This is a genomic window from Spirosoma foliorum (assembly GCF_014117325.1).
Classification (GTDB): Bacteria; Bacteroidota; Bacteroidia; order Cytophagales; family Spirosomataceae; genus Spirosoma; species Spirosoma foliorum.
This window is the reverse complement of record NZ_CP059732.1, coordinates 5,545,687-5,570,284: the sequence shown is the minus strand read 5'-3', so window position 1 is coordinate 5,570,284 and position 24,598 is coordinate 5,545,687. Positions and strand designations below refer to the sequence as shown.

The following is a 24,598-nucleotide window of genomic DNA, read 5'->3' as shown; positions in this document are numbered from 1 at the left end:
ATTAATCGAGGAAAATACTTTTCTATGTTCTTTTCAATCTCACCGGGTTTTAACCTGGTGCAGTTCATTCATTCTATGTTTTTGCGCCGGGTTTTAACCCGGTGAGATTAAAAAATAAACCGCGTTTATTTAGTAAAACTCAATCTGGCCGGAGGGTAGTATTAGTATATGTATGGGGATTATTCGTTTATTTGTTCGGCCAGAAGCCGACTAATAATAGGGACGAGGCCAGAGCCCCGCGCCATAATTTCCTAATTTTATGTCAGAGAAATACAGGTTCTACAAAGACGGTCTGTTCTTTGTAACGCTTACTATTGTTGGCTGGATTGATGTGTTTACCCGGAAAGAATATTGCGACGAAATTGTCCGAAATCTGAATATATGTATCACTCGAAAGGGGCTGCGAATCTATGCGTTTTGTATAATGCCAAGCCATATCCACATGATTTGTGACGCTGAATCAGGTGAAGTGGGGCCGATTATGCGTGACTTTAAGAGTTATACCGCGAAACAATTAGTGCAGTTGATTCAGGATCATCCTGAAGAGAGTCGTCGAGATTGGCTACTGTATTTATTTCGGTACTTTGCCAAGCCCAGAGTCAGTAACTCCGAATTTCAGGTGTGGCAACATGGTAATCATCCTATCGGCTTAGAATCGAATCGCTGGATCGATGAGAAAATTGATTATATTCATCAAAATCCAGTAAAAGCAGGCTTGGTCAACGAGCCACAGAATTATATTTACAGTAGTGCAAATCCAGATACTACTTTGCATTTAAGTCCTTACTGATCGGGGATAGCATGATGATGGCGCGAGGCTCCAGCCTCGTGTCTACTATTCATCGGCCTCTGGCCGATTGGATAAAATTCGTCTTGCATATCGGCCAGAGGCCGATGAATAATAGGCACAAGGCTGGAGCCTCGCGCCATCAATCCTAAAACCATTAATCATGAAAACTAGCCTCCTTACCCTCATTGCTTTACAAGGAACAGTAACGGCTGCATTAGCGCAGGCGCCTATGATCCCAGCGCCCGATAGTCAAATTAAAGCCGCCGTTCTGGCCGCACCAGCTGATAAACGAGATGGAGCCACTGTGTACGGATATTCGCCTAAAAACGAGTTTGTTGTACTGCGGAAAGGTACGAATGAATTAGTTTGTCTGGCCGATGATCCCGCGCAGAAAGGTTTAAGCGTATCCTGTTACCACCGCGATCTGGACCCGTTTATGGAACGAGGAAGGGTGTTGAAAAAAGATGGTAAAAAGCCTGCGGAAATCCTGGCTATGCGTGAGCAGGAGGTTAAGGATAAGAAATTGATGATGCCAACGCACCCATCGACTCTATTTTCCTACACCGCAAAGGAAGGAGACTATGATGCAACAACTGGCGAAGTAAAAGATGGATACCTGCGTTATGTGGTATACATTCCCTACGCTACCGCCGAAAGTACGGGCCTACCTCTAAAACCCGAAGCACCGGGCATGCCCTGGATTATGGACCCTGGCACACACCGGGCCCACATTATGATCAATCCGCCTGCATCAACGACAGCTCATCATTAAGCTAAAAGAGGAGTTGTAAGTAATTAAACCGTCAACGGATGTCCCTCCTAAACAGCAAGATAGTTTTGGTTACAGTAGTTTATTTACTGTTTGCGGGACTTTGTATGGGCCAAAGGAGAGAAGTCGATTATTCACGTATCAAAGCGTCACCCAATGTTAGGCCGGTGATGGCTATCCCGGCTGACTCTGGACGAAATGTCAAGCCTAGTGTTTTGACGATCAAGGCCTTTGCGGTCGACATTAGTAAACCTCTGACATCGGCTATCGCCAAAATAACTTCCAGAGCAACGGGCAAAACGCAGCAGTTTTCGCTGGTAAACGGGCAGTTGGAACGCGTGTTTACTGGGGCCGATGTGTTGGCTATTGAGGTAAGTGGTGAGGGGTATACAACCGTTTTTCGAAGTATGACGATTGCCCTATCGTCGGCAGGTAATCGTTACGAATTTGATGCTCAGTTAGACCCAGCGACTATCAAACTAACCGTTTGGGCGGTTGATAGCCGGACGAATAAACTGATATCGGATGCCCGTTTCACAATCTCAGGCAAAGCTGGTAAGACAACGCTTTTGCTAACACCCGATTCAGCCACTGGTCTGGTTAAAACGGACTTACCAGGTAGGGGAATCTACCAGTTGACCAGTTCTGCTAATGGCTATGGCGATTTTACAAAATCTATCAAACTAGATAGTGTACAGAGTGAAGCGCGCGTGATGTTAACGCCTAAAAAAACGCCCGATATCAACCAGACCCAAGCACTCCCCGAAGCGGTTGTTAAATCGGCGAAGACGACCTATGTAGGAACCCCGGCTGCAAAACCAGCGTTCAGGGGACCAACTCTGCCCAGCAGCCTACCGATGCCAGTCGTTACGAAAAAGCCATTCGGAACACTTGAAAAGGGGAAAGCCATCCCGCTTAAGAATATTTACTTCGACCAAAGCTCTCCTGTACTGCGCCCGGAATCAGCACCCGAACTCGACCAATTGGCAGTTGTATTACTGGAAAATCCGTCCATGCAAATCGAAATTCGTGGTCATACCGATAATCAGGGCGATTTCGACCTAAACGTAAAACTTTCGTGTGATCGTTGTCAGGCGGTTGTTGATTATCTGGTGAATAAAGGAATCTCGAAAACTCGTCTAAAAGCCGTTGGCCGTGGCCCTATTGATGCGATTGCGCCCAACAACAACGAGGAAAACCGGAAAAAGAATAGACGAGTGGAGTTTGTGGTCATCTAATATTTCTGAACCGGGATTTTTATGATTTGACTGACCGACTTTGATTTTGTTTTCGGCCTTGCCGAATAGAAATAATAAAATCAAAGTCGGTCAGTCAAATCATAAAAATCCCGGTTTAGGCAGTTGGTTCTGGTCCTCTAAACGCATCTTTCTTCGTTATCGTCTCTAATTTCACGGGCTTGCCTTCGCGGGCTGATTGGTAAATGGCTTCCATGATTTTCTGATCCTGAAGCCCTTCTTCGCCGGGTGTAAAAGGCGTTTTATTGTCAAGCAAACATGCCGAAAAGTGATCGATTTCGGTAGCGAAGTGGTCTTTGTCGGAGATGTTGTGCTGGATAATCTGGTTTTCTGTACCCTGTGCCTGACTCGTTTCCAGCTTTAGGCCCGTATACGGAAAAGCCGGGTCCATCTTAATCCAGCCTGTATCGGCAAGTACCCGGTAACTCTTATCATCGTGATGACCATAGCTGGTACCGCAACTGGCCTGGACACCACTTGGAAATTTCATGAGCCAGTTTACCTGTTCTTCAACTTCCTTGAAACGTGGATCGTTGGGCGTACTGTGTACGTATCCCATAACTTCCGTAGGTTCCTCTGCCAGCACAAACCGAATCGTATTCAGGCAATATAGACCCACGTCGGGAAGGGAGCCACCTCCGGCCAAGGCTTTATTGAAGCGCCAGTGCTTAGGATTATCAGAGTTTTGACCGTTGTTGGCAATGATGCTTTTCACCTTGCCAAACTGTTCTTTCTGGACCATATCGCGCACCATTTTGTTGTGCGGCTCATATTGAATCCGGTACGCAATCATGAGCTTACGGTCCGCCTTTTTGCAGGCGTCGATCATTGCCTGGCATTCCGCTACCGAGTTGGCCATCGGCTTTTCGCATAAAATATGCTTACCCGCCTGTGCTCCCCGAATCGTATACTCGGCATGCATGCCGTTGGGTAATACAATATAAATGGCCTGAACTTCCTTGTTATCGCGCAGTTTATCGTAGTCGGCATAGCTATAACAGCTCTCTTTTTTGACACCGTACTGGGTCGCTACTTTCTGCATTTTTTCGGGATTCCCACTCACCAGGGCCACTACTTTTGATTTGGTGCAAGCTCCGAAAGCGGGCAGAATCTGGTTGAGCGTAAGGTGGCCGAGACCAACTAGCGCATAGCCAATACGCTTGTCTGCGGCCATTGGCGTGGGGGTAGGGCCTTCCTGCTGCTCAGTTTTCGCTTTTATCTGTTCGAGTTCAATGGGTTTACTGGGATCGGAAGGAACATCGGCAGGTGGAGAGACGGCCGGAAGTTTGGGGACAGAGCCGCTGGGTGTGCTAGCGGTTGAAGAAGCATTTGTAGCTTCGGATTTCTTGTCGCAGGCAGCTAACGTGCTGCCTAATGCGCCAACGGCCAGACTACGGCCCGTGAACTGAAGAAAATCCTGGCGCGATAAAGTGCCCAGCCCGGCATTATCAACGAGCGTGGTCACTAAACGATCAATCGGTTTCATAACGTTGGTTGTTTACGTCAGAAACCGATTGATGAAAGAGGTTGTTTGCCGGAGTTATTTAATAGGCGAGTAATCCGTTGGTACCATATAGACCGACTCTACTTTGGTTGTTAGCGATCCGCCTGCATTTTTTTCCGATTCTTCTTTGACGGCAACCCACTTCGGATCTTTGCGGAATTCTTCGAAATGCGCTTTGCCTTCAGCTTCGCTGGGGTGAGCCAGAATGTAAACCAGTTTAGGCTGTGCATTGGGGTCTTTTTCCTGTGTGATCCAGTAGCCAATGTGCGTCATGCCATGTTTGCTAAATAGCTTGATGGTATGATCACGGAAACGCGCCAGCAAGTTATCCAGTTTGCCGGGAGTAGGCGTATAGGTACGCAGCTCGAAGGTGCGGGCGGGCGATTTCTGACCTACTTTAATTTTGGGCGAAATGTCTGACTCGGTCATGAAAATCTGATCGACATGATCAACCAGTTTGCCGTTAGCTTCTGTTTTGGCCACAACTGCTTTCCACTCGGGGTCGCTGCCAAACGCCTTCCAGGACGCATCACGAGCTTCCCGGCTGGGGTAAGCCAGAATGTAGATTAACTCTTTGTTGGTTGTATCGGTAGGAGTCCAGTAACCGATATTTTCCATGCCGTGTTTCTCGAAAATCTTTGTCGTATACTGCCGGAATCGATCCACAATTTCGGCATATTTACCCGGCGTTGGATGATAGATTCGAACTTCATAGAATTTAGTACTTGGGGCAGTACCAGACTGTTCCGACTTAGCTGGACTCGGCTTAGGCATAGCAAAAGTGGCCGTACTCAGGAGCAGACCAAGAGTGAGTAGTGAATACAATTTACAGGTCATATAGTTGCGTAACTTGGGAGTAAAGATATACTTCACACTATAAGGAATAAAGCCTGGTTTTCTAACCGCGTGCTTAGCTTTTGATTGATTTTGTTAGCCGTTCTAACTGGTATATGCCGAAAACTATGAGAGACTTTTAAATAGACGATTGTTTTGTGAACAGGTTATAATTGGTTTTATTGTCTTGTTGAACCAGCACAAATCCCTATTTTTGTTGGTCATCCACCGTTTTATCCCAACTTTATACGTTATGCTGAGCCGCGTTGCCAATTCTGTTTACTGGATGCATCGCTACATTGAGCGGGCTGAAAATTATGCCCGTTTCATGAGTGTGAATTTTAATCTGGCCCTCGATTTACCGCCCAATGTTGATCAGCAGTGGGAACCCTTGTTGATTGCAACGGCTGATAATGACCTCTTTAAAGAGTTCTACAAGCTCCCTACCCGGGAAAATGTGATTCAGTTTATGACCTTCGATAAGCGGAATCCGAACTCGATTGTGTCGTGTTTGAGCTACGCGCGGGAGAATGCCCGGACCATTCGCGAAGTGATTTCGAAAGAGATGTGGGAGCACCTGAATCAATTTTACCTAATGGTGCGCGACACTTCGCCGAAGCAGCAATGGGGTGAAATTCAGACGCAAAATTTTTTCACAGAAATTCGAAACAGCATCCAGCTTTTTTACGGCATTATCGATGCGACCATTACGCGCAACGAAGCCTGGCATTTTGGACGATTAGGTCGTTTTCTGGAACGTGCTGATAAAACATCGCGCTTTCTGGATGTGAAATATTTTACCCTGCTTCCTGAAGTAGAATTGGTAGGGTCAACCATCGATCTGATGATTTGGTCGGCTGTGTTGAAGTCAGTTAGTGCGTATAATATGCACCGCCAGCAGTATCGTTCGCTGACGCCCGCCAGCATTGTGGAATTCCTGATTCTGGACAAGATGTTTCCGCGTGCGGTTGCCCATTGTATCCGGCAGGCTGAGTTGTCGCTTTATGAGATTTCTGGCAACAACATTACGGGAGGATTTGGGAATTCAGCCGAACGAACACTTTCCAAACTTCGCACGGAGATTGAATTCACTGAAACAGCTGACATCTTTAAAGCAGGTCTGCATCAATACCTTGATAATTTTCAGACCCGCACCAACGACGCGGCTGTAGCTGTTTTCGAAACCTATTTCGATCTGAAACCGATAGAGGTTTAATTAATTAGTGATTGAATGATTGAGTGATTGAGTGATTACCACGCGTTAGCTTTATTCACTCAATCACTCAATCACTCAATCACTAATTAATTAACTTCAGAACGACCGCGCCTAATGGAGGCACATTAATCTGAAGCGATTGAGGACGACCGTGCCACGTTTCTCCTTCGCTGGCAAGCGGTGACGTATTGCCCACTCCACTTCCATAAAAATCGGTTGCATCGCTGTTAAAGACTTCCTTATAAGTCCCGGCCAAAGGCACACCAATACGATAATTGGTTCGTGGGATCGGGGTCATATTCAGGATAATCAGTAAGAAGTCGTCGGGATTGTTGCCTTTGCGGCAATACGTAACAACCGTATTTTCACGGTCTGTCGTATCAATCCATTCAAAGCCGTCTGCCGTGAAATTCCGTTCGTATAAGGCCGGTTCGGATTTATAGAGGTTATTGAGGGCTTTTACACAAGCCGCCATGCCTTTGTGCGGACCGTAATTCAGCAAATGCCAGTCGAGACTGTTGTCGAATTTCCACTCAGACGTTTGTCCAAATTCACCGCCCATAAACAGCAGTTTGGTGCCTGAGTGCGTAAACATATACGCAAACAATAACCTCAGGTTAGCAAAGCGTTGCCACTCATCGCCCGGCATTTTACCCACCAGCGATTGTTTACCATATACCACTTCATCGTGCGAAAGAGGCAGCATGAAGTTTTCGGTAAAGGCATAAATCGTACTGAAGGTTAGTTCGTCCTGGTGGAACTTGCGGAAAGCTGGATCGCGCTCGAAATACCGAAGAGTGTCATTCATCCACCCCATCATCCATTTCATGCCAAAGCCTAAGCCTCCCGTATAAACGGGTCTCGATACACCGGGGAAGGCGGTCGATTCTTCGGCAATCGTCTGGGTATCTGGGTATTCTTTGTAAATGGCTTCGTTAATTTCCTTGAACAGCGAGATCGTATCCAGGTTCTCTCGACCACCAAAAATATTAGGCTCCCATTCGCCCGCATTTCGGGAGTAATCCAGATAGAGCATCGACGCAACTGCATCAACGCGGAGTCCATCAGCATGGCAACGATCGAGCCAGAACAGGGCGTTACTCAACAAAAACGAACGAACCTCAGGTCGACCGTAGTTGAAAACGTAGCTTTTCCAGTCGGGATGATAGCCTTTCCGCATGTCGGGATGTTCGTACAAATGCGAGCCATCGAACTCGTATAAGCCGTGGGCATCACCTGGGAAGTGGGAGGGAACCCAGTCCAACAGCACGCCAATGCCTGCCTGGTGCAGCCGATCAACGAGTTGCATAAACTCCTGCGGTGTACCAAATCGGCTACTCGGCGCAAAATAACCTGTAATCTGGTACCCCCACGAAGGAGCATAAGGGTATTGCATTACCGGCATGAACTCAACGTGCGTAAAGCCCATATCCTGTAAGTATGGCACCAGCGCGTCGGCAATTTCGCCATAGCTCAACTCTCGCTCAGGGTTACCTGGATCACGTCGCCAGGAGGCCATGTGCATCTCATACACTGAAATAGGCGCGTTGAGCGAATTTTTAGCATGACGATTAGCCATCCAATCCTGGTCGTTCCATTCGTAGTAGGTATCCCAAACGACCGAAGCGGTTTTGGGCGGAACTTCCCACCAATGGGCGTATGGATCGCCTTTTTCCAGTTCACGGCCACTTTCGTGAACAATAAAATATTTATAGGTTTCGCCCCGGCCAATATGGGGAATGAATCCCTCCCAAATGCCTGACGAATCCCATCGAACATTTAAGGGATGACTGCCTTTATCCCAGCCATTGAAATTACCAATAACAGCCACATAACGTGCCGAAGGAGCCCATACGGCGAAGTAGGTCCCTACAACACCATTGTATTCGACGGTATGCGAGCCAAATTTTTCGTAAAGCCGCTGGTGCTTTCCGGCCCGAAACAAATGAATATCGAAATCGGTAAATCGAGAATAAGGGCCGTCGTTCTGTGCTGGCACTTCGGCCGGAGCTGCCTGGCTAATAGCTGGTTCAGGTAAGGTGGGTTGTATCGACGAGTCGGCTTGTGCCGGGGGCGTAGTCGGTTTTCGTTTTGCCATAGGTTAAAAGGGTAATACGCTCATTGTAGAACGTAATCGGAGTCGGAAAGTTAAAAAAAAAAGCGGGACGGTTAACGAGGCTATTATTTTTCGCCGGAGACAGTTCGTTTGAACGACTCGTAAATAGCCATGAAGTGCGGATTGTCAAACCGGGATATTAGCTCAACCGAATAAGCCATACCATCTTCGTCGACGCCAAGTGGTACGTTAAGTTTGACAAATATTTCTTTTTTATATCGCCCGAACCAACGGTCGAACAGCTTCCGGCAAGAATCAGCTTTAGAGTCGGAGTCGTCGCAGATGTAAATGACTACCCGTTCATGAGTCTTAAAAAAATCGGCAACGATTGCTCGAATCGTCGCCGACATAAGTGCATCAACCGGCGGTAGCCTGGGGGTATATGGATTTGCAGTCAGTACGATAACCATTTCAAAGGCAAAATCTTCAAAGGCTGGATTATCAACTAAATAGCCACTGGGCTTGAATTTTATTTCGTACTCTGCACCAAATCGAGTTTCAAAAATGTAAATTGATTTTGGGCCACCAATAAACGTAAAATTATAACTCGATAATGGTTGTTCCACGTTCAATATTGCGTCGTTTTAGTTCGTCAAATGCAGCTATAATCATTGGGTCAGTTTTCGCTTCCTCAATCATTTCCTGCTGCTCCTGTCGCTTCCGGGCCATCCAGGCGCGGGCGAATTCCAGCCGGTATTGTGCACGGGCCTGTTCGTCGGGAGTAAGCGTTTCAGTATTCATGGCGTTTCCTGTCTATATGCCAAATGTAACGTTTTTTGCTAAAATGATGTTCCTGACGGTTTTATAACGGACACGTCCCTATTTTACTTGCAACAAGCCCGTTTGTAACATCGGTACGTCGGGTACAGAGTTTCCATCACTCAGGCGAATTTTTTCGATTTCGCGAACAACATCGATGATGCCTTTAAGTGGAATTTTTACCCAGGCTGGCCGGTAGCTGATTTCATACCCCAATTCATACACCGCTTTTTCGAGCAGGTAAATCAGGAGTAAAAAGTTGATTTCGCTGTTGTTTTTAAAGAGTGGGTGCGGTGCTCCAAACACATCCAGATAGGCGTCCAGAAATGTGTCCCGAATCAAATAAAACCAGCGATCGGATACCCGCTGCAAATGATCAGGATCGAGGTTATCGGTTTCGGTTGAGTTGAACAGTTTAGCGGATACCGCATAATGATACGACCGAATCATACCCGCCACATCCTTGAGGGGCGAGTGCTTGATCTTGCGTTCGGTAATGGTGCTTTCGGGTTCCCCTTCGAAATCGATCACTACGAAATCGGTGGCTGTTGCCAGTACTTGACCAAGGTGATAATCGCCGTGAATTCGAATACGAAGTGAGTCGAGTGGGCGGGTTCGGAAATCGGCAATGAATGTTTCGATCATTTCTTTGGCTTCCATAAACACCCAGGCCAAACGCTGCGCCAGCGGATCGAGTTTGGTGTAATTGTCAATCAGTAGCGCATAGCGTCGTTCGAGTAGGTCTTCAAAACGTTTGATCAAGAAGCTGCGATACTCGTCGGTAAACGGTTCGGGAGCAAAAGCGGGATCGGTTGGTACGTCGTCGCGGTCGGGTTTGTACAGCGCACAATGCATTTCGCCTGTTCGCTTACCCAGCAATTCAACTTTATCAAACACATCTTCCCGAATGGCAAACATGCGTTGCGGAACGCCGTACAGGAAATCATTCAGATAGTCGCCAGTCTGCATCCAGGAATCTTTATCGTTAGGCACCATGCGTTGCACCATGCCCAGCGTTACATCGGGACTAGCGGGGCGTTTCCAGACAATGCTACCACCGAAAGCCGGAATGTGCGTAAAGTTGCTCTCATCGGTCAAAAAGGCCACCATGTCTACCTCGGGGTTTGTTTCCTCGAAGAGTTTCCGGTAGAGTTTCAGGAAGTATTTATCGCCGAATGTCATAGCCGAGTTGCTCGAATCGACGGGCAGTACCCGCGAGGGTAAGTTGTCGTCGCCTTCTTCCAGGCCTTTGCCCCGGTGAAAAGTCAGTTGGCCGTTAGCCTGGGCAAACGATTGATTCTGATAAATCGCTGTAAATAAGACCTGTCGGAATCGCTCGTCGTAAATCGCATCGATCAATAGGGCCGTTTGTCCAGCGATCGTTACGTCGCCAATACGTCCTTTTTCGGGTACGTCGGCCAGCGCTGCTGCGGCTGTTTTGTTTAGCAATGAAACCGGTAGAAGGTAGCTTTCTGGAACACCATCGGCATAGCTGGCCTCCAGAATTAGCAGGAACGCCAGATCACCATCAGGCAGCGTGAGGGAGTGAATTGTCTGGATCGAAAAACCAGTCTGCTGACGGGCCTTCCCGGCAAACCAGCGACACGTATTTACATAGGGTGGCAACAAGGTTTGCGCCAACGTTGTCCAGAAAGTTGTGTCGGAGGCAATAGCGGGCCAGGCAAGGGTAGATGATAAGGGCTGATTACTGAGCATGAGTGGCATTCTGAAATACTTTCTTAGCAAGCAGTTTCCATCGTGTATTGTTTTCACGATGAAGGTCAAAAATTTCTTGAATATAGAATAAATATCTCAACTCAATTGACAGACTGAATTTTCCTCCCTAAACATAGAAAACCCTCGCTCAGTCTGGCTGAGCAAGGGTTTTAATTGGTAGTGAATGATGAAATCTAGTTTATCGAAACTGTACGGCTAGCGGTAATTGGCTGAGAGGTTGAGATCGTCACGTTCTGGATGGTGGTTTCTACCCCATTGGTCACTTCTACCTGATATACGCCGTCGGCCAACTCGGTCATATTAAGACGCACCCGGTAGTTGCGCTCGTTTTTACCGACATGCTCGCTGTAGAGCACTTTGCCATCGGTTCCTTTTAAGCGAACATCAACTGCCCCACCTTTTTCTTTGTCGAGGGCAATGTTGAGTTGGCCATAAGGCGTTGAGTAAATACCTGTTTTGTAAGCTACTGCCGTTGCAGAACGTGTACCTGGATTAACATCGGCCAACGATACTGTTGACGAAGCGATACCGAGCGTAAGAACAAATGCGATTGATTTAATGAGCGTTTTCATGTTGGTTATGTGTTTAAAGGGTTGTTGTCTACTATTTAGGGTTGTTGCTTACTGTTTAGCGGGGTTGTTCCCGATTTGTTGAGTCAAAGGTATAGGCTATAGCTGGTACTATGCATTGCAAACTACTGGAATGGTTGGATAACGGGATGAATGGTGAGAAAGCAAGGATGGTTGAGGGAATGGTTAGGTTGAACTGTGGCAAAAAGTACAGGAGCGGCAGTTCTGCTTATTAGCGTGTAATAATGGTTAACTTTGGTGAGCCAATTTCCTGCATTACGATGACTGAGCTTACCGTTGCATCGCTCCATATAAGTCCTGCCATTTTCGATCCATTTCCAGGCCTCATTGCGGCCGAGAGTACCCGGCACGGGGGAGTTAGTCCGGCTCCTTTTTCGTCGCTTAACTTAGGCATCAATACAGACGATAGTCAGTCCAATGTCGATGAGAACCGTCGCCGTTTCTTTACTGCGATTGGTGCGCCAGCACACGCATTTGCTTCATCGTATCAGGTGCATGGGATGAAGATTTTGTACACTGTTGAGGCTGGGCGTTTCGAGGGGTACGATGCGTTGATTACAGATAAACCCGGCTTGTTGATTGGCGTAACCGTTGCCGATTGTGTGCCGATTTTGATTTATGATTCGAAACATCGGGCGGTTGCGGCTATCCATGCGGGTTGGCGCGGAACCGTTGGCAGCATTGTAACGAAAACGCTTGACCAAATGAAGCAACAATTTGGAACCTCTGCCGAACACTGTTATGCGTACATCGGGACGTGCATTGATGAATGCTCGTTTGAGGTGGGAGCGGAGGTAGCCGAACAGTTTGAGTCAGAACTGAAACGGGTTGATGCTGAAACAGGCAAAGGGTACATTGATTTAAAACGAGCCAATGCCAATCAACTCACTGGCTTTGGCATTCCTGTCGAACAGATTGGCGTTTCTCCTTTTTCGACGGTACTGAATAACAGCGACTTCTTTTCACACCGTGCCGAACACGGGCAAACCGGACGGATGTTAGCTGTGATTGGCTTAGCAAATTGAACAAAATAGATGAGTCCCGGTTATATAACTGTTTTTACTAATCACTCAACGCTTAATAATTAAATAATTATGGGACTCTTAATATCAATTTTGGTAGGTGCCGTAGCCGGTTGGCTGGCCGACCTCGTATTCAAACGGTTTTCGTTTTCGCTGTTCGCTGAAATCCTGCTCGGTATTGCCGGTGGGTTTGTTGGCGGCTTAATATTTGGCAGTGGTGGTAGTGTTCTGGATCAGATTCTTACCGCCTTTGTAGGTGCAGTTATTATTCTTGGTATTGCAGCCTTGATTAAAGGACGTAGCAGTACGGTGTAAAAAGAGGGAGCAAAGGAGAAAGGGGACGAAAGGGAAAAAGGGCACTAAATGCAGTCCTTTTTCTCTTTCGTCCCCTTCTTCTTTTGCTCCCTTTACTTCAATATCTGCCTTGAAATTACCAGCTTCTGAATTTCGCTGGTGCCTTCTCCGATTGTACAGAGCTTGGCGTCTCGGTAAAACTTCTCTACGGGAAAATCCTTAATATAGCCATAGCCTCCAAAAATCTGAACTGCTTCATTAGCCACGCGTACGGCTGTTTCCGACGCAAACAATTTCGCCATTGCCGACTCTTTCGTAACCGATTTGCCAGCATCTTTTAGGTCGGCAGCCTGATACGTCAGGAGCTTGGCGGCTTCAATTTCAGTAGCCATATCGGCGAGTTTAAAGCTGATTCCCTGAAAATTAGCAATCGGCTGGCCGAACTGTTCACGCTCCTGAGCATAGGCGAGGGCTGCATCATAAGCACCATAGGCAATGCCCAGACTTAGGGCTGCTATCGAAATCCGGCCGCCATCAAGAACCTTCAGCGACTGTACAAAACCATCGCCAACAGCACCGAGTCGTTGACTATCTGGAATTCGGCAATCCTGAAATAGCATTTCCGCCGTTTCCGACGCGCGCATCCCTAATTTATCTTCTTTCCGACCGCCTGAAAAGCCAGGTGTGCCCCGCTCAATAATGAAAGCCGTTGCGTTATGTGGTTTATTCGGTTCGCCTGTACGCGCAATTACTACGGCTATATTACTGCTTTTCCCGTGCGTAATAAAGTTTTTTGACCCGTTCAACACCCAATCCCCCGATTCATCTCGGACCGCTGTTGTGCGCATGTTTCCAGCATCGGAGCCTGTGTTGGGTTCGGTTAGCCCCCAGGCACCCAACCATTCACCGGTTGCTAATCGGGGCAGATAGTCTTGCTTCTGTTGTTCGTTGCCAAACAGTAATATGTGGTTGGTACAGAGTGAGTTGTGTGCAGCCATCGACAAGCCAACTGACCCATCGACACGAGCCAGTTCGACAATAGCCGTTACATATTCACGATAGCCAAGGCCCGTTCCATTATAAGTCGTAGGAACAAGCATGCCCATCAGTCCCTGCTCGCCTAACTGGCGAAACAGTTCAGCAGGAAAGTGCTGATCTTCGTCCCATTGGCGGACATTTGGACGGATAAGCCGTTCACTTAAATCGCGCACTGACTGAGCTATTAATTCTTGATTTTCTACAATTTCGTTTGTCATAAAAATTAGCTGTCTGCTACCGTGTGTGAATAGTAATTTCAATAAATTCTGGTTTAACTCCAATCTTTTTTTTGCTGCCCTTAGTAATTATACCATTTCGCTCTGAAATAGACTTACACGCATAGAACAGGCAGTTATTGGATGAAATAGAGTAACTTGTAATTGCTCTCTGTTGTTCAATGGTGTCAGATTTACACTTTAAGCTAATTTTTGAAAGACACGATTCTCAGCTGGCCGCTTAATCAATCATTACATCACAATTAGGTACGAATTATAGGCTGGTATAAAAAAACTCCTATTTTTGTGACATCAGGCAGGCAAACTAGTCTGTATAAATTACTATAGAAATTTTAGATGATATAACTATATGAAACTAGCAGTTGTTGGAACCGGATACGTGGGCTTAGTTACTGGAACATGCTTTGCCGAAACGGGTAATCAGGTTACGTGTGTTGATATTGATGTACGTAAAGTTGAAAAACTAAATAATGGAATAGTCCCCATCTACGAACCCGGTTTGGAAACCTTATTTCATCGGAACGTTGAGGAAGGACGGCTATCGTTTACCACAAATCTGGAAGAAGGTATTAAAGGAGCGGAAGTAATCTTCCTGGCCTTACCAACTCCTCCCGGTGAAGATGGCTCGGCCGATTTGAAATATATTCTGAAAGTAGCCAGCGATCTTGGCCCAATTCTGAGTCAGTATGCAGTTATTGTCGATAAAAGTACAGTACCTGTTGGTACAGCCGAAAAAGTGCATGCACACATTGCCGACAATGCCAAGGTTGATTTCGATGTCGTATCGAACCCTGAATTTTTGCGGGAAGGGGTAGCTGTCGAAGACTTTATGAAGCCGGACCGTGTTGTCATCGGAACGAAATCTGATCGCGCAAAAGCCGTTATGAATCGGCTTTATGCACCGCTGGTACGTCAGGGTAACCCCGTTATTTTCATGGACGAGCGTTCGGCTGAAATGACCAAATATGCTGCCAATGCATTCCTGGCCACGAAAATCACGTTTATGAACGAAATCGCCAACCTGTGCGAACGGGCAGGTGCCAACGTCGACGATATTCGTCGGGGTATCGGTACCGATAGCCGGATTGGTAAGCGGTTCCTGTTTGCCGGTATTGGTTATGGCGGAAGTTGTTTCCCGAAAGACGTACAGGCGTTGGCTAAAACAGCCAAAGACTTCGATTATGATTTCAAAGTGTTGAAATCTGTCATGGAAGTGAATTATCTGCAAAAAACGAAGTTGCTGCCACAGATTCTGGGCCACTTTGGTGGAGATTTAACTGGTAAAACAATTGCCGTTTGGGGGCTGGCCTTTAAGCCTTATACCGACGATATTCGTGAAGCGCCCGCGCTGGATAATATCCAGGCGCTGCTTGATGCCGGCGCAAAAGTGACCGTTTATGACCCAGAAGCCATGGATAATGTACGGGAGCAAATTGGTAATGCCATTACCTACGCGCACACGCAGTATGCTGCTTTGGACGATGCTGATGCGCTGGTAGTCATTACCGAATGGCCGCTCTTCCGCACGCCTGATTTCGACAAAATGAATTTATTATTGAAAAATAAACTAATTTTCGACGGCCGTAATGTATACGAACTCGACCAGATGCGAGAACAGAACTATACCTATTATTCGGTCGGCCGCGAAACTGTTCTGGCTCCAGTAGAGCAAAAAATTTAAATCTGTTTGTAGGATCGAGCAATGGCTACCTACAAACTACAAACCTTTTCTGTTAAATGAAGCGTGTACTAATTACTGGCGGAGCCGGATTTTTGGGATCGCACCTCTGCGATCGGTTTATCAAGGAGGGCTACCATGTGATGGCAATGGATAATCTTATTACGGGCGATATCCGTAATATTGAGCACCTCTTCCATCTGCCAAATTTTGAGTTCTATCACCACGATGTATCTAAATACATCCACGTGCCGGGCGAATTGGATTACATCCTGCATTTTGCCTCGCCCGCCAGCCCGATTGATTACCTCAAAATTCCAATTCCGACGCTGAAAGTAGGTTCGTTGGGTATTCACAACTGTCTTGGTTTAGCAAGAGTAAAGGGTGCCCGCGTTCTGATTGCGTCTACTTCAGAAATATACGGAGACCCAAATGTTCACCCACAGCCCGAAGAATATTGGGGTAATGTGAATCCGGTAGGTCCTCGGGGTGTATATGATGAAGCGAAGCGGTTTCAGGAAGCCATTACGATGGCGTACCACACCTACCACGGTCTGGAAACACGTATCGTTCGTATTTTTAATACGTATGGTCCTCGCATGCGCCTGAACGATGGTCGGGTATTGCCCGCCTTTATTGGTCAGGCATTGCGCGGTGAAGACCTGACCGTTTTTGGTGACGGAAGTCAGACTCGTTCGTTCTGTTACGTAGATGATCTGGTAGAAGGTATTTACCGATTGCTACTCAGCGACTATGCCTACCCCGTTAATATTGGTAACCCGTCGGAAATTACAATTAAGGAGTTTGGTGAAGAGATTATCAAGCTTACGGGAACAACCCAGCAGTTGATTTTCAAAGACTTGCCTACCGATGATCCGAAGCAACGGCAGCCCGATATTACAAAAGCAAAGGCTATTTTGGGCTGGGAGCCTAAAGTTTCCCGAGCGGAAGGGTTAAAAGTGACCTACGATTATTTTAAGAGTTTGCCCGAAGAAGAACTCTATAAGGCTGCCTATCACCGCGAGTTTGTGAAGCAGTAATCGCTATTGTAGTTACTAAAAAAATTCATAATTTTACTTCAGTAACTGCCTTGGCAGTACACCTTTAGCTGTCTAATAAAAACCTGCGAGCCACATGGCGTGCAGGTTTTTTTATGAAGCTAACTTCTGCAAATCGGCTACCATTAGCTGGCCCGCTCGTTCAGATGCGCCCGGTTCGCCCATTTTTTGCTGGACATCAGCATAGCCAGCCAACTGAACGTCCCGACCAGAATTGCCCGGTAAAATAGCGCGCAGTTCTGTTGTCGTGCGCTCCGGCGTAAGATCGTTTTGAATCAGCTCTTTCACGACTTCGCGATCGGCAATCAGGTTTACGAGCGAGATAAAGGGTACTGCAATGAGTCGTTTGGCAATGGCATAGCTAATGCCGGTTGTTTTGTAACAAACTACCTGCGGGATGTTCAGAAGGGCCGTTTCGAGAGTAGCCGTTCCGGAAGTAACGAGTGCGGCCGTCGATACATGGAGCAGATCATAGGCGGCATCCTCAACGCGTTTCACACTGGGGTAACTGGCCAATAAATTGGCGTAGAGTTCTTTAGGAAGATTACTCACCGTGCCAACAACGAATTGATAGTCTGGGAACTGGCGGGTAACTTGAAGCATTACGGGCAGAATTGACGTGATTTCCTGATGGCGGCTACCGGGTAATAACGCAATGATTGGCTCGTTGCCTAAGTCGTTTGTTGACCGAAAGGCTGGATCTGGCTGGAATTCGGCTAGCGCGTCGAGCAACGGGTTACCAACGTAGTCAACTTTATAATCGTACTTGGCAAAGAATTCAGTCTCGAACGGCAGAATGGTAAACAGCTTGTCGACGGTTGCTTTAATCTTCAAGGCGCGACGCTGATTCCAGGCCCAGACTTTGGGGGAGATGTAATAAAACACCCGAATACCATGCTTCTTCGCGAATCGAGCCATTCGAAGATTAAATCCCGCATAGTCGATAAGAATTAAGGCGTCGGGTCGATGAGCTAATAGATCTGCCTGGCATTCGCGCATGATCCGGCGGATGGTGCCGAGGTTTTTGGCAACTTCCAGAAATCCCATAAACGCCATCTCGCGGTAATGACGCACGAGCACTGCTCCAGCGGCTTCCATTTGTTCACCACCATAAGCCCGAAACTGTGCAGAGGAATCGTGGTGATGAATGGCCCGTATTAAATTGGCACCGTGAAGGTCGCCAGAACGTTCGCCGGCAATGAGGTAATAGTTCATGTAAAGATGTATGATCTATTATATAGGGTGTATTATGTAGGATTACTGACCACATATCATATATCCTATATAATACATCATACATAAAAACTTATTCGCCAAAATAATCGACAAAGTTTTTTGGCGTTTCGTAGAGCCGGAGCTGATGCAGGTGCGCTTCGGTAACGTTTGCCAGCGCACGCTCCAGAATTTTCCAGATTTCCATGATGAAGATTTCGCAGCTGGCCATTTTGCCCTGCATAAAATCGACATCAAGATTCAGGTTCTTGTGGTCAACTTTCTCAATAACTTCCCGCCGAATGATGTCTCCCAATAATTTTAGATCAATCACAAAGCCTGTATCCGGGTCAGGTTCGCCTTTGACGGTTACAATTAATTCGAAGTTATGTCCATGCCAATTTATATTGGCACAGGGACCAAAAACCTCTTTGTTTCGCTCTTCCGACCAGTTTGGATTATAGAGCCGGTGGGCTGCGTTAAAGTGCTCAATTCTGTTAATATAGACCATTTTTCTGGTTTAGATGGGGCGGTTGCCAGAAACGCCGATTTGAAAATTGGGTGCAAAGGTACGAACTGTTTGGCCGGTATAAAAGTGTCCGCATCAGCAGATGCACCAGACAGCGAGAATTTTGCTGTATTTGAAAAGTACAATTTAATCACTAAATCTGCTATTCCATTCTCCAATAGAAAACATGTATCTTTACGGGCGTTTTTCCTTCATTCGCACTGATACCTACCTTATTATCACGACGAACACGTTTACCGCCACCACTTTATGATTATTGTTACGGGAGCCGCCGGTTTTATCGGAAGCTGTTTGATCAGCAAATTGAATCAGGAAAACTTCAATTTCATTATTGCAGTAGATGATTTCTCATACCCCGAAAAAGAGGCTAATCTGGCTGGAAAACGCATTCAGGAGCGAGTTGATCGAGAGGATTTTTTTGATTGGCTCGACCAGAATTATCAGGAAGTCGAATTTATTTTCCACATTGGCGCACGTACCGATACAACCGAGTTTGATCGCCAGATTTTTGAGCACCTGAACGTCGAATACTCCAAACAAATCTGGAATCGCTGCATCGACTATCAAATTCCACTGGTGTATGCCTCTTCAGCTGCAACGTACGGTCTTGGCGAATTAGGCTACGACGACAATGAATCGCTGATTCCTCAGCTGAAACCGCTAAATCCCTACGGCGATTCGAAGAACGAGTTTGATATTTGGGTACTCGAACAGGAACGTAAACCTTTCTTCTGGGCGGGCCTGAAATTCTTCAATGTATACGGTCCTAATGAGTACCATAAGGGGCGGATGGCATCCGTGATTTTTCACACCTATCACCAGATTAAAAAGTCGGGGCAAATGAAGTTGTTCCGATCACATAATCCAGATTTTGCCGACGGCGAACAGATGCGTGATTTCGTTTATGTGAAAGATGTGGTTGAGGTTTGCTCGTTCCTCATGCATCACCGGCGCAATTCGGGCATCTATAACCTCGGTAGCGGCAAAGCACGCACCTTCCTCGATCTGGCTAAGAATACGTTTTATGCGCTTGGTCTGGAGCCTGAAATTGACTTCATCGATACGCCCGCCGATATCCGCGACAAGTATCAGTATTTTACGCAGGCCAATATGTCTAAGCTTCGTTCAATAGGCTACGAAAAACATTTTCACTCGCTTGAAGATGGAATTGCCGATTATGTAACGAATTATCTGAGCAAAGGCCAATATCTGTAAATAGCCAAATCTTATCGCTCATTCGATCCGTTGATTGATAGTAACTAGTGCTTTACCAACGTAGATTCTTGGGTTCGTCCGTGCGGGCGAACCCAAGAATCTCTAGAATCTAAATTGGACCAATACTCGTAGGCGATGAGGGCAAGGATAGTTCACTGGTGAAGGTAAACGCCTGCCAGTCGAGATGTAATTCTCCGTGTAGTAGTGTTGTTAACCGATGACTGATCCAAAGCCCTAAACCGTGCCCTTCTTTGAAGGGGTCGGCCTGGAAAAAGGGCTGCATTAAATCGATTATGGGGCCGTTTTCGCGAGCAGTCTGGTTTTGTACCTGGATTTTCCAGCCATCCGTGTAGTGTAGATTAATCAGGACGGTACTGTTCGGAACGGCGTACTTAATGGCATTTTCGACTAGATTTAGAAGAATATGCTGGAGCTTAACCGCATCGGTAAGAATAGTTTCCTTACTCGATTCGTCTACATCAACCCGTGTGGTTACGTCATAATCTTCAGCTACGGTTGCTAATTGAGCAAGGCAACGACGAATTAAAACGGGTACGCTGATTTCGGTTAAATTCAATGGTTGAGCCGCTTCATCGGGTCGGCTAAGGGTTAAAAACTCATCGATTAAGCGCGCTAATCGGCTTACCTCATCTAATTGACTGGTCAAAAATGGTTTGATACTGGCATCGGCACGATCATTCGCTATCGTTACTTCCAGTCCGGTTTTCATGACGGTCAAAGGCGTACGTAACTCGTGGGCGGCTGCTCCAAAGAAATTTTGCTGCAAATCCACATTCTCCCGAATCCTGGCCAACATTCGGTTCAGTGTGTCGGTCAGCTGATAAATCTCATCGCGCGTTTTGGGCAATGTAAGTTGACTACTATTGCCGGCTTTACTGATTGTATTGGCTTGATTAATAATGGCTTGTATTGGTCGTAATAACCAGCCTGCGGCACCATAACCAGCGGCAAAAGCCAGGACCAAACTAACTAGCCAGCCCAAACCAAACAACCACCGAAGCTGATGAATATCTTGCCGCAAACTGGCGTCAGGCACCACAAGCGTTAGTAGAATTTGTCCCTCCGATAGCTGATCTGAAGATGTTTGTACGGTTAACTCCCGATAGGAATCATATCTGGGGAGCCGATGCCTGCCTCTGTGAGGACTACCCGGAAAACCAGGGCTTCGAAAAAGCTCGCGAGCATGCCCGTAGGTGCGATAAACAATCCGCACTAGCTCCCGATCTGTGGGTAAAGGAAGAACAACGGGATCTACGCTAACAAGCGAGAGAAGCCATTCGGCTCTGGTTCGGGCGGCCCGGTCGAAAGCGGTTTGCAAACTACGCTCGGCCCGATTGAGCATCATCCAGCCTGACAGCAGACTGACTGCCGCAAACACGGCCGTAACGGCCAGAACAATGCGGCTGCGTAAACTCATGTTGTTTTGAATCGATAACCTCGGCCAATCAGCGTTTCAATCAGACCCGTTCTGCCAAGAGAATCCAGCTTTTTGCGGAGCTGGTAAATATGGACTTCAATTACATTGCTGCCCATATCGAAATCGACGGACCAGACTTTTTCGGCAATTTCATTTTTGGTAACTAACTGTCCTGCCCGACGCATAAGTAATTCCAATAAAGAGAACTCTCGATTGGTAAGGTCAAGTGTTGTGCCGTTTTTGAGTACCTCGTGCGAAACCAGTCGCATTTCCACATCGGCTACGCGCAACACAACATTGTCGCTGGTAGTGGTTCGGCGTTGTAAGACTCGGATGCGCGCCAAAAGTTCGTTGAAATCAAAAGGCTTGCGCATGTAATCAACAGCGCCGAGGTCTAGTCCATGCACCACTTTATCCGAATCGCTGAGCGCCGACAAAATAATGACAGGAACCGATATCCCGAATGTTCGAAGGTTTTGTAAAACCTCGAAACCAGTCTGACCGGGTAGCATCAGATCAAGCAGAACCAGATCGTAAAGCCCACCCGCCAGAAAATCCAGACCTTCTGAACCCGAATGCGTCAGATCGGCAACGTGGCCATGTTGTTCCAAGCCCTGCTTGATAAATCGGGCCAGTTTACGCTCATCTTCGATAACCAGGATTTTCACGAGAATAAAAGAGCGAAAGAATGAATGAGTGAAAGAGCGAAAATGACCATACTAGTTTGTTTCGCTATTTCGCTCATTCACTCTTTCGCCATTAAGTTAGCGAACTAAATATTGCTGTCCGTTGATCGTTAGTACCGACGCCCGGAGAATGTTCATTTTTTCTAACTGTACCTGCCCTTCGCGTAAGCTTTTGGGATAACCCTGAACGGTGATGGTGCTCCCTTTTTTGGCCAGATCGGTGAGCTGATAAGCTACGTGTGGTGGAATGCTGACAATTGTTTTGTCGTCCAGCACCAAGCCATTTACACGCCCGCCACGATCAAGTCGATAGTCAGCAATTTTTCCGGTAGCAGTAGCTAATGCTGGTGTTTCGGGGGCGGTTGCCGGACGAGTGGGCGGGGTATCAAAAACCGTTGTTTTTCCGGCCGTCAGGCTGTTCATTCTGAATACGTTTTCGCCGTTAGGGCCGTTCATCGAATAACCGGAAACGCTTACGTTACTACCCGTTTTGATCGCCTTCTGCACTTGCTGGCCTAAATGGGGAGGGAATTTCACCGTAGTAGCCGTTCCCGAACCGGCGTTAAGTGTAAAGCCATCCAGAATGGCATCGTCGTTGCCAATCCATTGGCCAACCGTGCCCGAAACAGTGGTCAACGAAGTAAGCCCCTGAAGATGCCCACCCTGAAATCCTTGAAGCCCTTGAGGGCCTCGTGGATTGCCTGGCCCACCAGGTCCACCCCGATGCTTACCATGTCGAGGGCCAGGGCCGTCTGGCTGCTGGTGTTCCGGAAAGTCAGGGCGAGGGGCATTAATGGCTACATCGGCAGGAGGATTTCCTGGGTCTGCTGCTTGTTGGGCTTTTGCAAAAGGCGAGGCCAGCGTAGCTGTCAGTAACGTAAGTGCGATTAATTTAGCGTTGGTTTCCATAGTCAATTTGTTGTTTACTGTTGATTATGGAAGCAAAGCTATAGCCACAGGTTAAGGTCGATCTGAAACGAAAATTAATTTTTCTTCATACAGGGCAAGGTTTTTTTCGACAGGATTAACAAGACTACATGAATTTAAAAATCCTATCAATCCTGTTAATCCTGTCGAAAAAAATTACTCCCAAACCACTTCAATCACTTCCCGTTTCAAATCGATGGTCGTTTGTTTTTCGTCAGCTGCCCGGCGGAGGGTTAACTTACCATTGACAACCTTAGCTGCTTCCTGCTGCAAAACGTGGGTTGCGCTTTTCTTATGAAATACCGATACAATTTGTTCGGTTGTTTCGACGGGAATTGTGAACGATTTGCCATTCGCTTTCACCGACCGAACGTTTGATGGTATATCCTGATTACGAAGTAAAGCCAGCGCCCGCGATGCCTGTGGCACGCCGTAGCCAACATAATTATTTCCGTAGGGATATAAATGCGACGATTTCTCGATAATCTCCATCACTTGTTTATTCGTTAGTTTAGGATTGGCCTGCATGATACAGGCGGCAAAACCAGTAATAACGGGCGCCGAGAGCGAAGTCCCGTACAGCGAAAAACAAGAAACGTTGGGTTTTAGATAAGGTAGATTTTCGGGACCAATACTGCTGTAACCAATCCGGTTCCAGAGTCTGGAGTTGGTAGCACCAATGGCCAATACGCCCTGCGCATCGGCTGGGGTACTGATGATTCGCCATGATCGATCGTCGCCTTCATTACCCGCCGATACAATGATCAGAATCCCTTTTTTGTCGGCAGCAATTTGAGCAGCCCGACTAATGAGACTCGTATGCCCGTCCATTTGGCTGGGCTCATAATTTTCTTTCGGGTTACTCATACCTTTCGCATAACCCAGCGAAGTATTGATCAACCGAACTCCAAGACTGTCCATCCACTCCATAGCGGCTACCCAATTGTCTTCCTCGCCCCGGTATTCGCGGTTGCCCTGATCGGTTCGGGCCAGATAAAAAGTAGCATCGGTGGCCAACCCAAACTGAATGTTTTCAGAAGGATCGCTACCGGCAATAGCGGCCAGCACTTCGGTCCCATGAAAATCGGACATGGTCTCGAGCGTGCGAAACAGATTATCGTGGGTTTTCTTCTCATTTACGTAATCGCGCACCCGCTTAACGCCATCACGCGCAAAAATATGCTTGAGTGCATTGGCTGAGTCGGCCCCAAAGAAACCGGCGTCGATCACACCAATGTTTACAAACCGGCCCGTTAGTCCTGCATTCGCAAAATCGGGGGCCTGAATTTGGGTCATGACCGGCGCCATTTGAAGATTGGCCGGTAAATCTAAAGACGTAATGACAATAGCCGGATCAATGGCCTGTATGCCTTTCACAAACGGCATGGCAAGAACCCGCGCCTGTTGTTCGGTCGTTAAATAGGCTGACACGGCGTTGAGCCAGCGAGACTGACAAAGGGGACGTACGCCCGCTTGTTTGAATTGATGCAGATAAGCCGTCGAAATAGGCTTATCCGTCTCGTCCAGAGCAAGGTTCTGTTGCTGTCGCTGCGTGATCGATTGCTGCGACAAAGCCGGCGCGGACGTTTGATCTTTATCGCGAAGTAACACCCAGTACTTAGGCGCTGCGTTGGGCTGGGCCTGTAGCAGCGAAGTCAACAGGCATAAGAATACTGTGTGGCGAAGTGTCATGA

The 24,598-nt window shown here is 47.2% G+C and carries 23 protein-coding genes; 9 read left to right on the top strand and 14 right to left on the bottom strand.

Going from position 1 to position 24,598, the window contains the following annotated elements:
• Positions 1–259 precede the first annotated feature (259 nt).
• From H3H32_RS23575 to H3H32_RS23565, 3 genes are all read left to right on the top strand, one after another.
• Complete coding sequence (locus tag H3H32_RS23575; protein WP_182458053.1) at positions 260–790, top strand: REP-associated tyrosine transposase; 531 nt, start codon at positions 260–262, stop codon at positions 788–790.
• Between the two features lie 160 nt (positions 791–950).
• Positions 951–1,562: a hypothetical protein gene (locus H3H32_RS23570; RefSeq protein WP_182458052.1), complete on the top strand. Its 612-nt coding sequence runs from the start codon at positions 951–953 to the stop codon at positions 1,560–1,562.
• Positions 1,563–1,666: 104 nt separating this feature from the next.
• Positions 1,667–2,797: an OmpA family protein gene (locus tag H3H32_RS23565; protein WP_240543473.1), complete on the top strand. Its 1,131-nt coding sequence runs from the start codon at positions 1,667–1,669 to the stop codon at positions 2,795–2,797.
• A 115-nt stretch (positions 2,798–2,912) separates the two neighbouring features.
• On the opposite strand, the gene H3H32_RS23560 is transcribed toward H3H32_RS23565, so the two are convergent.
• On the bottom strand, positions 2,913–4,301 hold the full coding sequence (locus H3H32_RS23560) for a Gfo/Idh/MocA family protein (RefSeq protein ID WP_182458050.1): 1,389 nt from the start codon (positions 4,299–4,301) through the stop codon (positions 2,913–2,915).
• A 54-nt stretch (positions 4,302–4,355) separates the two neighbouring features.
• Positions 4,356–5,156, bottom strand: coding sequence for an NIPSNAP family protein (locus H3H32_RS23555; protein WP_182458049.1), 801 nt, complete (start codon positions 5,154–5,156; stop codon positions 4,356–4,358).
• Positions 5,157–5,406: 250 nt separating this feature from the next.
• On the opposite strand from H3H32_RS23555, the gene H3H32_RS23550 reads away from it, so the two are divergent.
• Complete coding sequence (locus H3H32_RS23550) at positions 5,407–6,369, top strand: alpha-E domain-containing protein (protein ID WP_182458048.1); 963 nt, start codon at positions 5,407–5,409, stop codon at positions 6,367–6,369.
• Between the two features lie 82 nt (positions 6,370–6,451).
• On the opposite strand, the gene glgB is transcribed toward H3H32_RS23550, so the two are convergent.
• The 5 genes from glgB to H3H32_RS23525 form a co-directional block, all read right to left on the bottom strand.
• Positions 6,452–8,467 (bottom strand): 1,4-alpha-glucan branching protein GlgB, encoded by a 2,016-nt coding sequence (gene glgB, locus H3H32_RS23545; RefSeq protein ID WP_182458047.1) that lies wholly within the window; start codon positions 8,465–8,467, stop codon positions 6,452–6,454.
• An 83-nt stretch (positions 8,468–8,550) separates the two neighbouring features.
• Positions 8,551–9,051 carry a DUF6169 family protein gene (locus tag H3H32_RS23540; RefSeq protein ID WP_182458046.1) on the bottom strand — a complete coding sequence of 167 codons (501 nt, stop codon included), beginning with the start codon at positions 9,049–9,051 and terminating at the stop codon, positions 8,551–8,553.
• Positions 9,026–9,226 carry a hypothetical protein gene (locus H3H32_RS23535; protein ID WP_182458045.1) on the bottom strand — a complete coding sequence of 67 codons (201 nt, stop codon included), beginning with the start codon at positions 9,224–9,226 and terminating at the stop codon, positions 9,026–9,028. Before H3H32_RS23535 ends, H3H32_RS23540 begins: the two co-directional genes overlap by 26 nt.
• A gap of 78 nt (positions 9,227–9,304) precedes the next feature.
• A complete protein-coding gene (locus H3H32_RS23530) occupies positions 9,305–10,960 on the bottom strand; it encodes a putative maltokinase (RefSeq protein ID WP_182464461.1) in 1,656 nt (551 codons plus the stop codon).
• A gap of 194 nt (positions 10,961–11,154) precedes the next feature.
• Positions 11,155–11,553 carry a T9SS type A sorting domain-containing protein gene (locus H3H32_RS23525; protein ID WP_182458044.1) on the bottom strand — a complete coding sequence of 133 codons (399 nt, stop codon included), beginning with the start codon at positions 11,551–11,553 and terminating at the stop codon, positions 11,155–11,157.
• A gap of 278 nt (positions 11,554–11,831) precedes the next feature.
• Between H3H32_RS23525 and pgeF the strand changes: the two genes are divergently transcribed.
• Together pgeF and H3H32_RS23515 are read left to right on the top strand one after the other, a co-directional pair.
• Positions 11,832–12,596 (top strand): peptidoglycan editing factor PgeF, encoded by a 765-nt coding sequence (gene pgeF, locus H3H32_RS23520; RefSeq protein ID WP_182458043.1) that lies wholly within the window; start codon positions 11,832–11,834, stop codon positions 12,594–12,596.
• 69 nt (positions 12,597–12,665) lie between these two features.
• Positions 12,666–12,908 (top strand): GlsB/YeaQ/YmgE family stress response membrane protein, encoded by a 243-nt coding sequence (locus tag H3H32_RS23515; RefSeq protein ID WP_182458042.1) that lies wholly within the window; start codon positions 12,666–12,668, stop codon positions 12,906–12,908.
• A 92-nt stretch (positions 12,909–13,000) separates the two neighbouring features.
• On the opposite strand, the gene H3H32_RS23510 is transcribed toward H3H32_RS23515, so the two are convergent.
• Entirely contained in the window at positions 13,001–14,143 is a 1,143-nt protein-coding gene (locus H3H32_RS23510; protein ID WP_182458041.1) for an acyl-CoA dehydrogenase family protein, read from the bottom strand.
• 367 nt (positions 14,144–14,510) lie between these two features.
• On the opposite strand from H3H32_RS23510, the gene H3H32_RS23505 reads away from it, so the two are divergent.
• Together H3H32_RS23505 and H3H32_RS23500 are read left to right on the top strand one after the other, a co-directional pair.
• On the top strand, positions 14,511–15,842 hold the full coding sequence (locus tag H3H32_RS23505; protein WP_182458040.1) for a UDP-glucose dehydrogenase family protein: 1,332 nt from the start codon (positions 14,511–14,513) through the stop codon (positions 15,840–15,842).
• A gap of 56 nt (positions 15,843–15,898) precedes the next feature.
• On the top strand, positions 15,899–16,879 hold the full coding sequence (locus H3H32_RS23500; RefSeq protein ID WP_182458039.1) for a UDP-glucuronic acid decarboxylase family protein: 981 nt from the start codon (positions 15,899–15,901) through the stop codon (positions 16,877–16,879).
• A 111-nt stretch (positions 16,880–16,990) separates the two neighbouring features.
• On the opposite strand, the gene lpxB is transcribed toward H3H32_RS23500, so the two are convergent.
• Both lpxB and H3H32_RS23490 read right to left on the bottom strand, forming a co-directional pair.
• Complete coding sequence (lpxB, locus tag H3H32_RS23495) at positions 16,991–18,112, bottom strand: lipid-A-disaccharide synthase (protein ID WP_182458038.1); 1,122 nt, start codon at positions 18,110–18,112, stop codon at positions 16,991–16,993.
• Between the two features lie 91 nt (positions 18,113–18,203).
• The gene (locus tag H3H32_RS23490; protein WP_182458037.1) at positions 18,204–18,620 is read right to left on the bottom strand and encodes a 6-pyruvoyl trahydropterin synthase family protein; all 417 of its coding nucleotides are present in this window, start codon (positions 18,618–18,620) and stop codon (positions 18,204–18,206) included.
• 267 nt (positions 18,621–18,887) lie between these two features.
• On the opposite strand from H3H32_RS23490, the gene rfaD reads away from it, so the two are divergent.
• The gene (gene rfaD / locus H3H32_RS23485) at positions 18,888–19,853 is read left to right on the top strand and encodes an ADP-glyceromanno-heptose 6-epimerase (RefSeq protein WP_182458036.1); all 966 of its coding nucleotides are present in this window, start codon (positions 18,888–18,890) and stop codon (positions 19,851–19,853) included.
• 109 nt (positions 19,854–19,962) lie between these two features.
• Here the strand turns inward: rfaD and H3H32_RS23480 are convergent, their stop codons facing one another.
• The 4 genes from H3H32_RS23480 to H3H32_RS23465 all read right to left on the bottom strand — a co-directional run bounded on the left by H3H32_RS23480 (position 19,963) and on the right by H3H32_RS23465 (position 24,596).
• Positions 19,963–21,291, bottom strand: a complete 1,329-nt coding sequence (locus H3H32_RS23480; protein WP_182458035.1) for a sensor histidine kinase — start codon at positions 21,289–21,291, stop codon at positions 19,963–19,965.
• Positions 21,288–21,959: a response regulator transcription factor gene (locus H3H32_RS23475; protein ID WP_182458034.1), complete on the bottom strand. Its 672-nt coding sequence runs from the start codon at positions 21,957–21,959 to the stop codon at positions 21,288–21,290. Before H3H32_RS23475 ends, H3H32_RS23480 begins: the two co-directional genes overlap by 4 nt.
• Before the next feature lie 96 nt (positions 21,960–22,055).
• Positions 22,056–22,886 (bottom strand): hypothetical protein, encoded by an 831-nt coding sequence (locus H3H32_RS23470; RefSeq protein ID WP_182458033.1) that lies wholly within the window; start codon positions 22,884–22,886, stop codon positions 22,056–22,058.
• Between the two features lie 174 nt (positions 22,887–23,060).
• Positions 23,061–24,596 carry a S8 family serine peptidase gene (locus H3H32_RS23465; RefSeq protein WP_182458032.1) on the bottom strand — a complete coding sequence of 512 codons (1,536 nt, stop codon included), beginning with the start codon at positions 24,594–24,596 and terminating at the stop codon, positions 23,061–23,063.
• Positions 24,597–24,598: the final 2 nt, after the last annotated feature.

What these genes read in the sequence shown, in the direction of transcription:
- H3H32_RS23575 (WP_182458053.1), top strand. Translation starts at nt 260, where the DNA reads ATGTCAGAGAAATACAGGTTCTACAAAGACGGTCTGTTCTTTGTAACG.
- H3H32_RS23570 (WP_182458052.1), top strand. Translation starts at nt 951, where the DNA reads ATGAAAACTAGCCTCCTTACCCTCATTGCTTTACAAGGAACAGTAACG.
- H3H32_RS23565 (WP_240543473.1), top strand. Translation starts at nt 1,667, where the DNA reads ATGGGCCAAAGGAGAGAAGTCGATTATTCACGTATCAAAGCGTCACCC.
- H3H32_RS23560 (WP_182458050.1), bottom strand. Translation starts at nt 4,301, where the DNA reads ATGAAACCGATTGATCGTTTAGTGACCACGCTCGTTGATAATGCCGGG.
- H3H32_RS23555 (WP_182458049.1), bottom strand. Translation starts at nt 5,156, where the DNA reads ATGACCTGTAAATTGTATTCACTACTCACTCTTGGTCTGCTCCTGAGT.
- H3H32_RS23550 (WP_182458048.1), top strand. Translation starts at nt 5,407, where the DNA reads ATGCTGAGCCGCGTTGCCAATTCTGTTTACTGGATGCATCGCTACATT.
- glgB (WP_182458047.1), bottom strand. Translation starts at nt 8,467, where the DNA reads ATGGCAAAACGAAAACCGACTACGCCCCCGGCACAAGCCGACTCGTCG.
- H3H32_RS23535 (WP_182458045.1), bottom strand. Translation starts at nt 9,226, where the DNA reads ATGAATACTGAAACGCTTACTCCCGACGAACAGGCCCGTGCACAATAC.
- H3H32_RS23530 (WP_182464461.1), bottom strand. Translation starts at nt 10,960, where the DNA reads ATGCTCAGTAATCAGCCCTTATCATCTACCCTTGCCTGGCCCGCTATT.
- H3H32_RS23525 (WP_182458044.1), bottom strand. Translation starts at nt 11,553, where the DNA reads ATGAAAACGCTCATTAAATCAATCGCATTTGTTCTTACGCTCGGTATC.
- pgeF (WP_182458043.1), top strand. Translation starts at nt 11,832, where the DNA reads ATGACTGAGCTTACCGTTGCATCGCTCCATATAAGTCCTGCCATTTTC.
- H3H32_RS23515 (WP_182458042.1), top strand. Translation starts at nt 12,666, where the DNA reads ATGGGACTCTTAATATCAATTTTGGTAGGTGCCGTAGCCGGTTGGCTG.
- H3H32_RS23510 (WP_182458041.1), bottom strand. Translation starts at nt 14,143, where the DNA reads ATGACAAACGAAATTGTAGAAAATCAAGAATTAATAGCTCAGTCAGTG.
- H3H32_RS23505 (WP_182458040.1), top strand. Translation starts at nt 14,511, where the DNA reads ATGAAACTAGCAGTTGTTGGAACCGGATACGTGGGCTTAGTTACTGGA.
- H3H32_RS23500 (WP_182458039.1), top strand. Translation starts at nt 15,899, where the DNA reads ATGAAGCGTGTACTAATTACTGGCGGAGCCGGATTTTTGGGATCGCAC.
- lpxB (WP_182458038.1), bottom strand. Translation starts at nt 18,112, where the DNA reads ATGAACTATTACCTCATTGCCGGCGAACGTTCTGGCGACCTTCACGGT.
- H3H32_RS23490 (WP_182458037.1), bottom strand. Translation starts at nt 18,620, where the DNA reads ATGGTCTATATTAACAGAATTGAGCACTTTAACGCAGCCCACCGGCTC.
- rfaD (WP_182458036.1), top strand. Translation starts at nt 18,888, where the DNA reads ATGATTATTGTTACGGGAGCCGCCGGTTTTATCGGAAGCTGTTTGATC.
- H3H32_RS23480 (WP_182458035.1), bottom strand. Translation starts at nt 21,291, where the DNA reads ATGAGTTTACGCAGCCGCATTGTTCTGGCCGTTACGGCCGTGTTTGCG.
- H3H32_RS23470 (WP_182458033.1), bottom strand. Translation starts at nt 22,886, where the DNA reads ATGGAAACCAACGCTAAATTAATCGCACTTACGTTACTGACAGCTACG.
- H3H32_RS23465 (WP_182458032.1), bottom strand. Translation starts at nt 24,596, where the DNA reads ATGACACTTCGCCACACAGTATTCTTATGCCTGTTGACTTCGCTGCTA.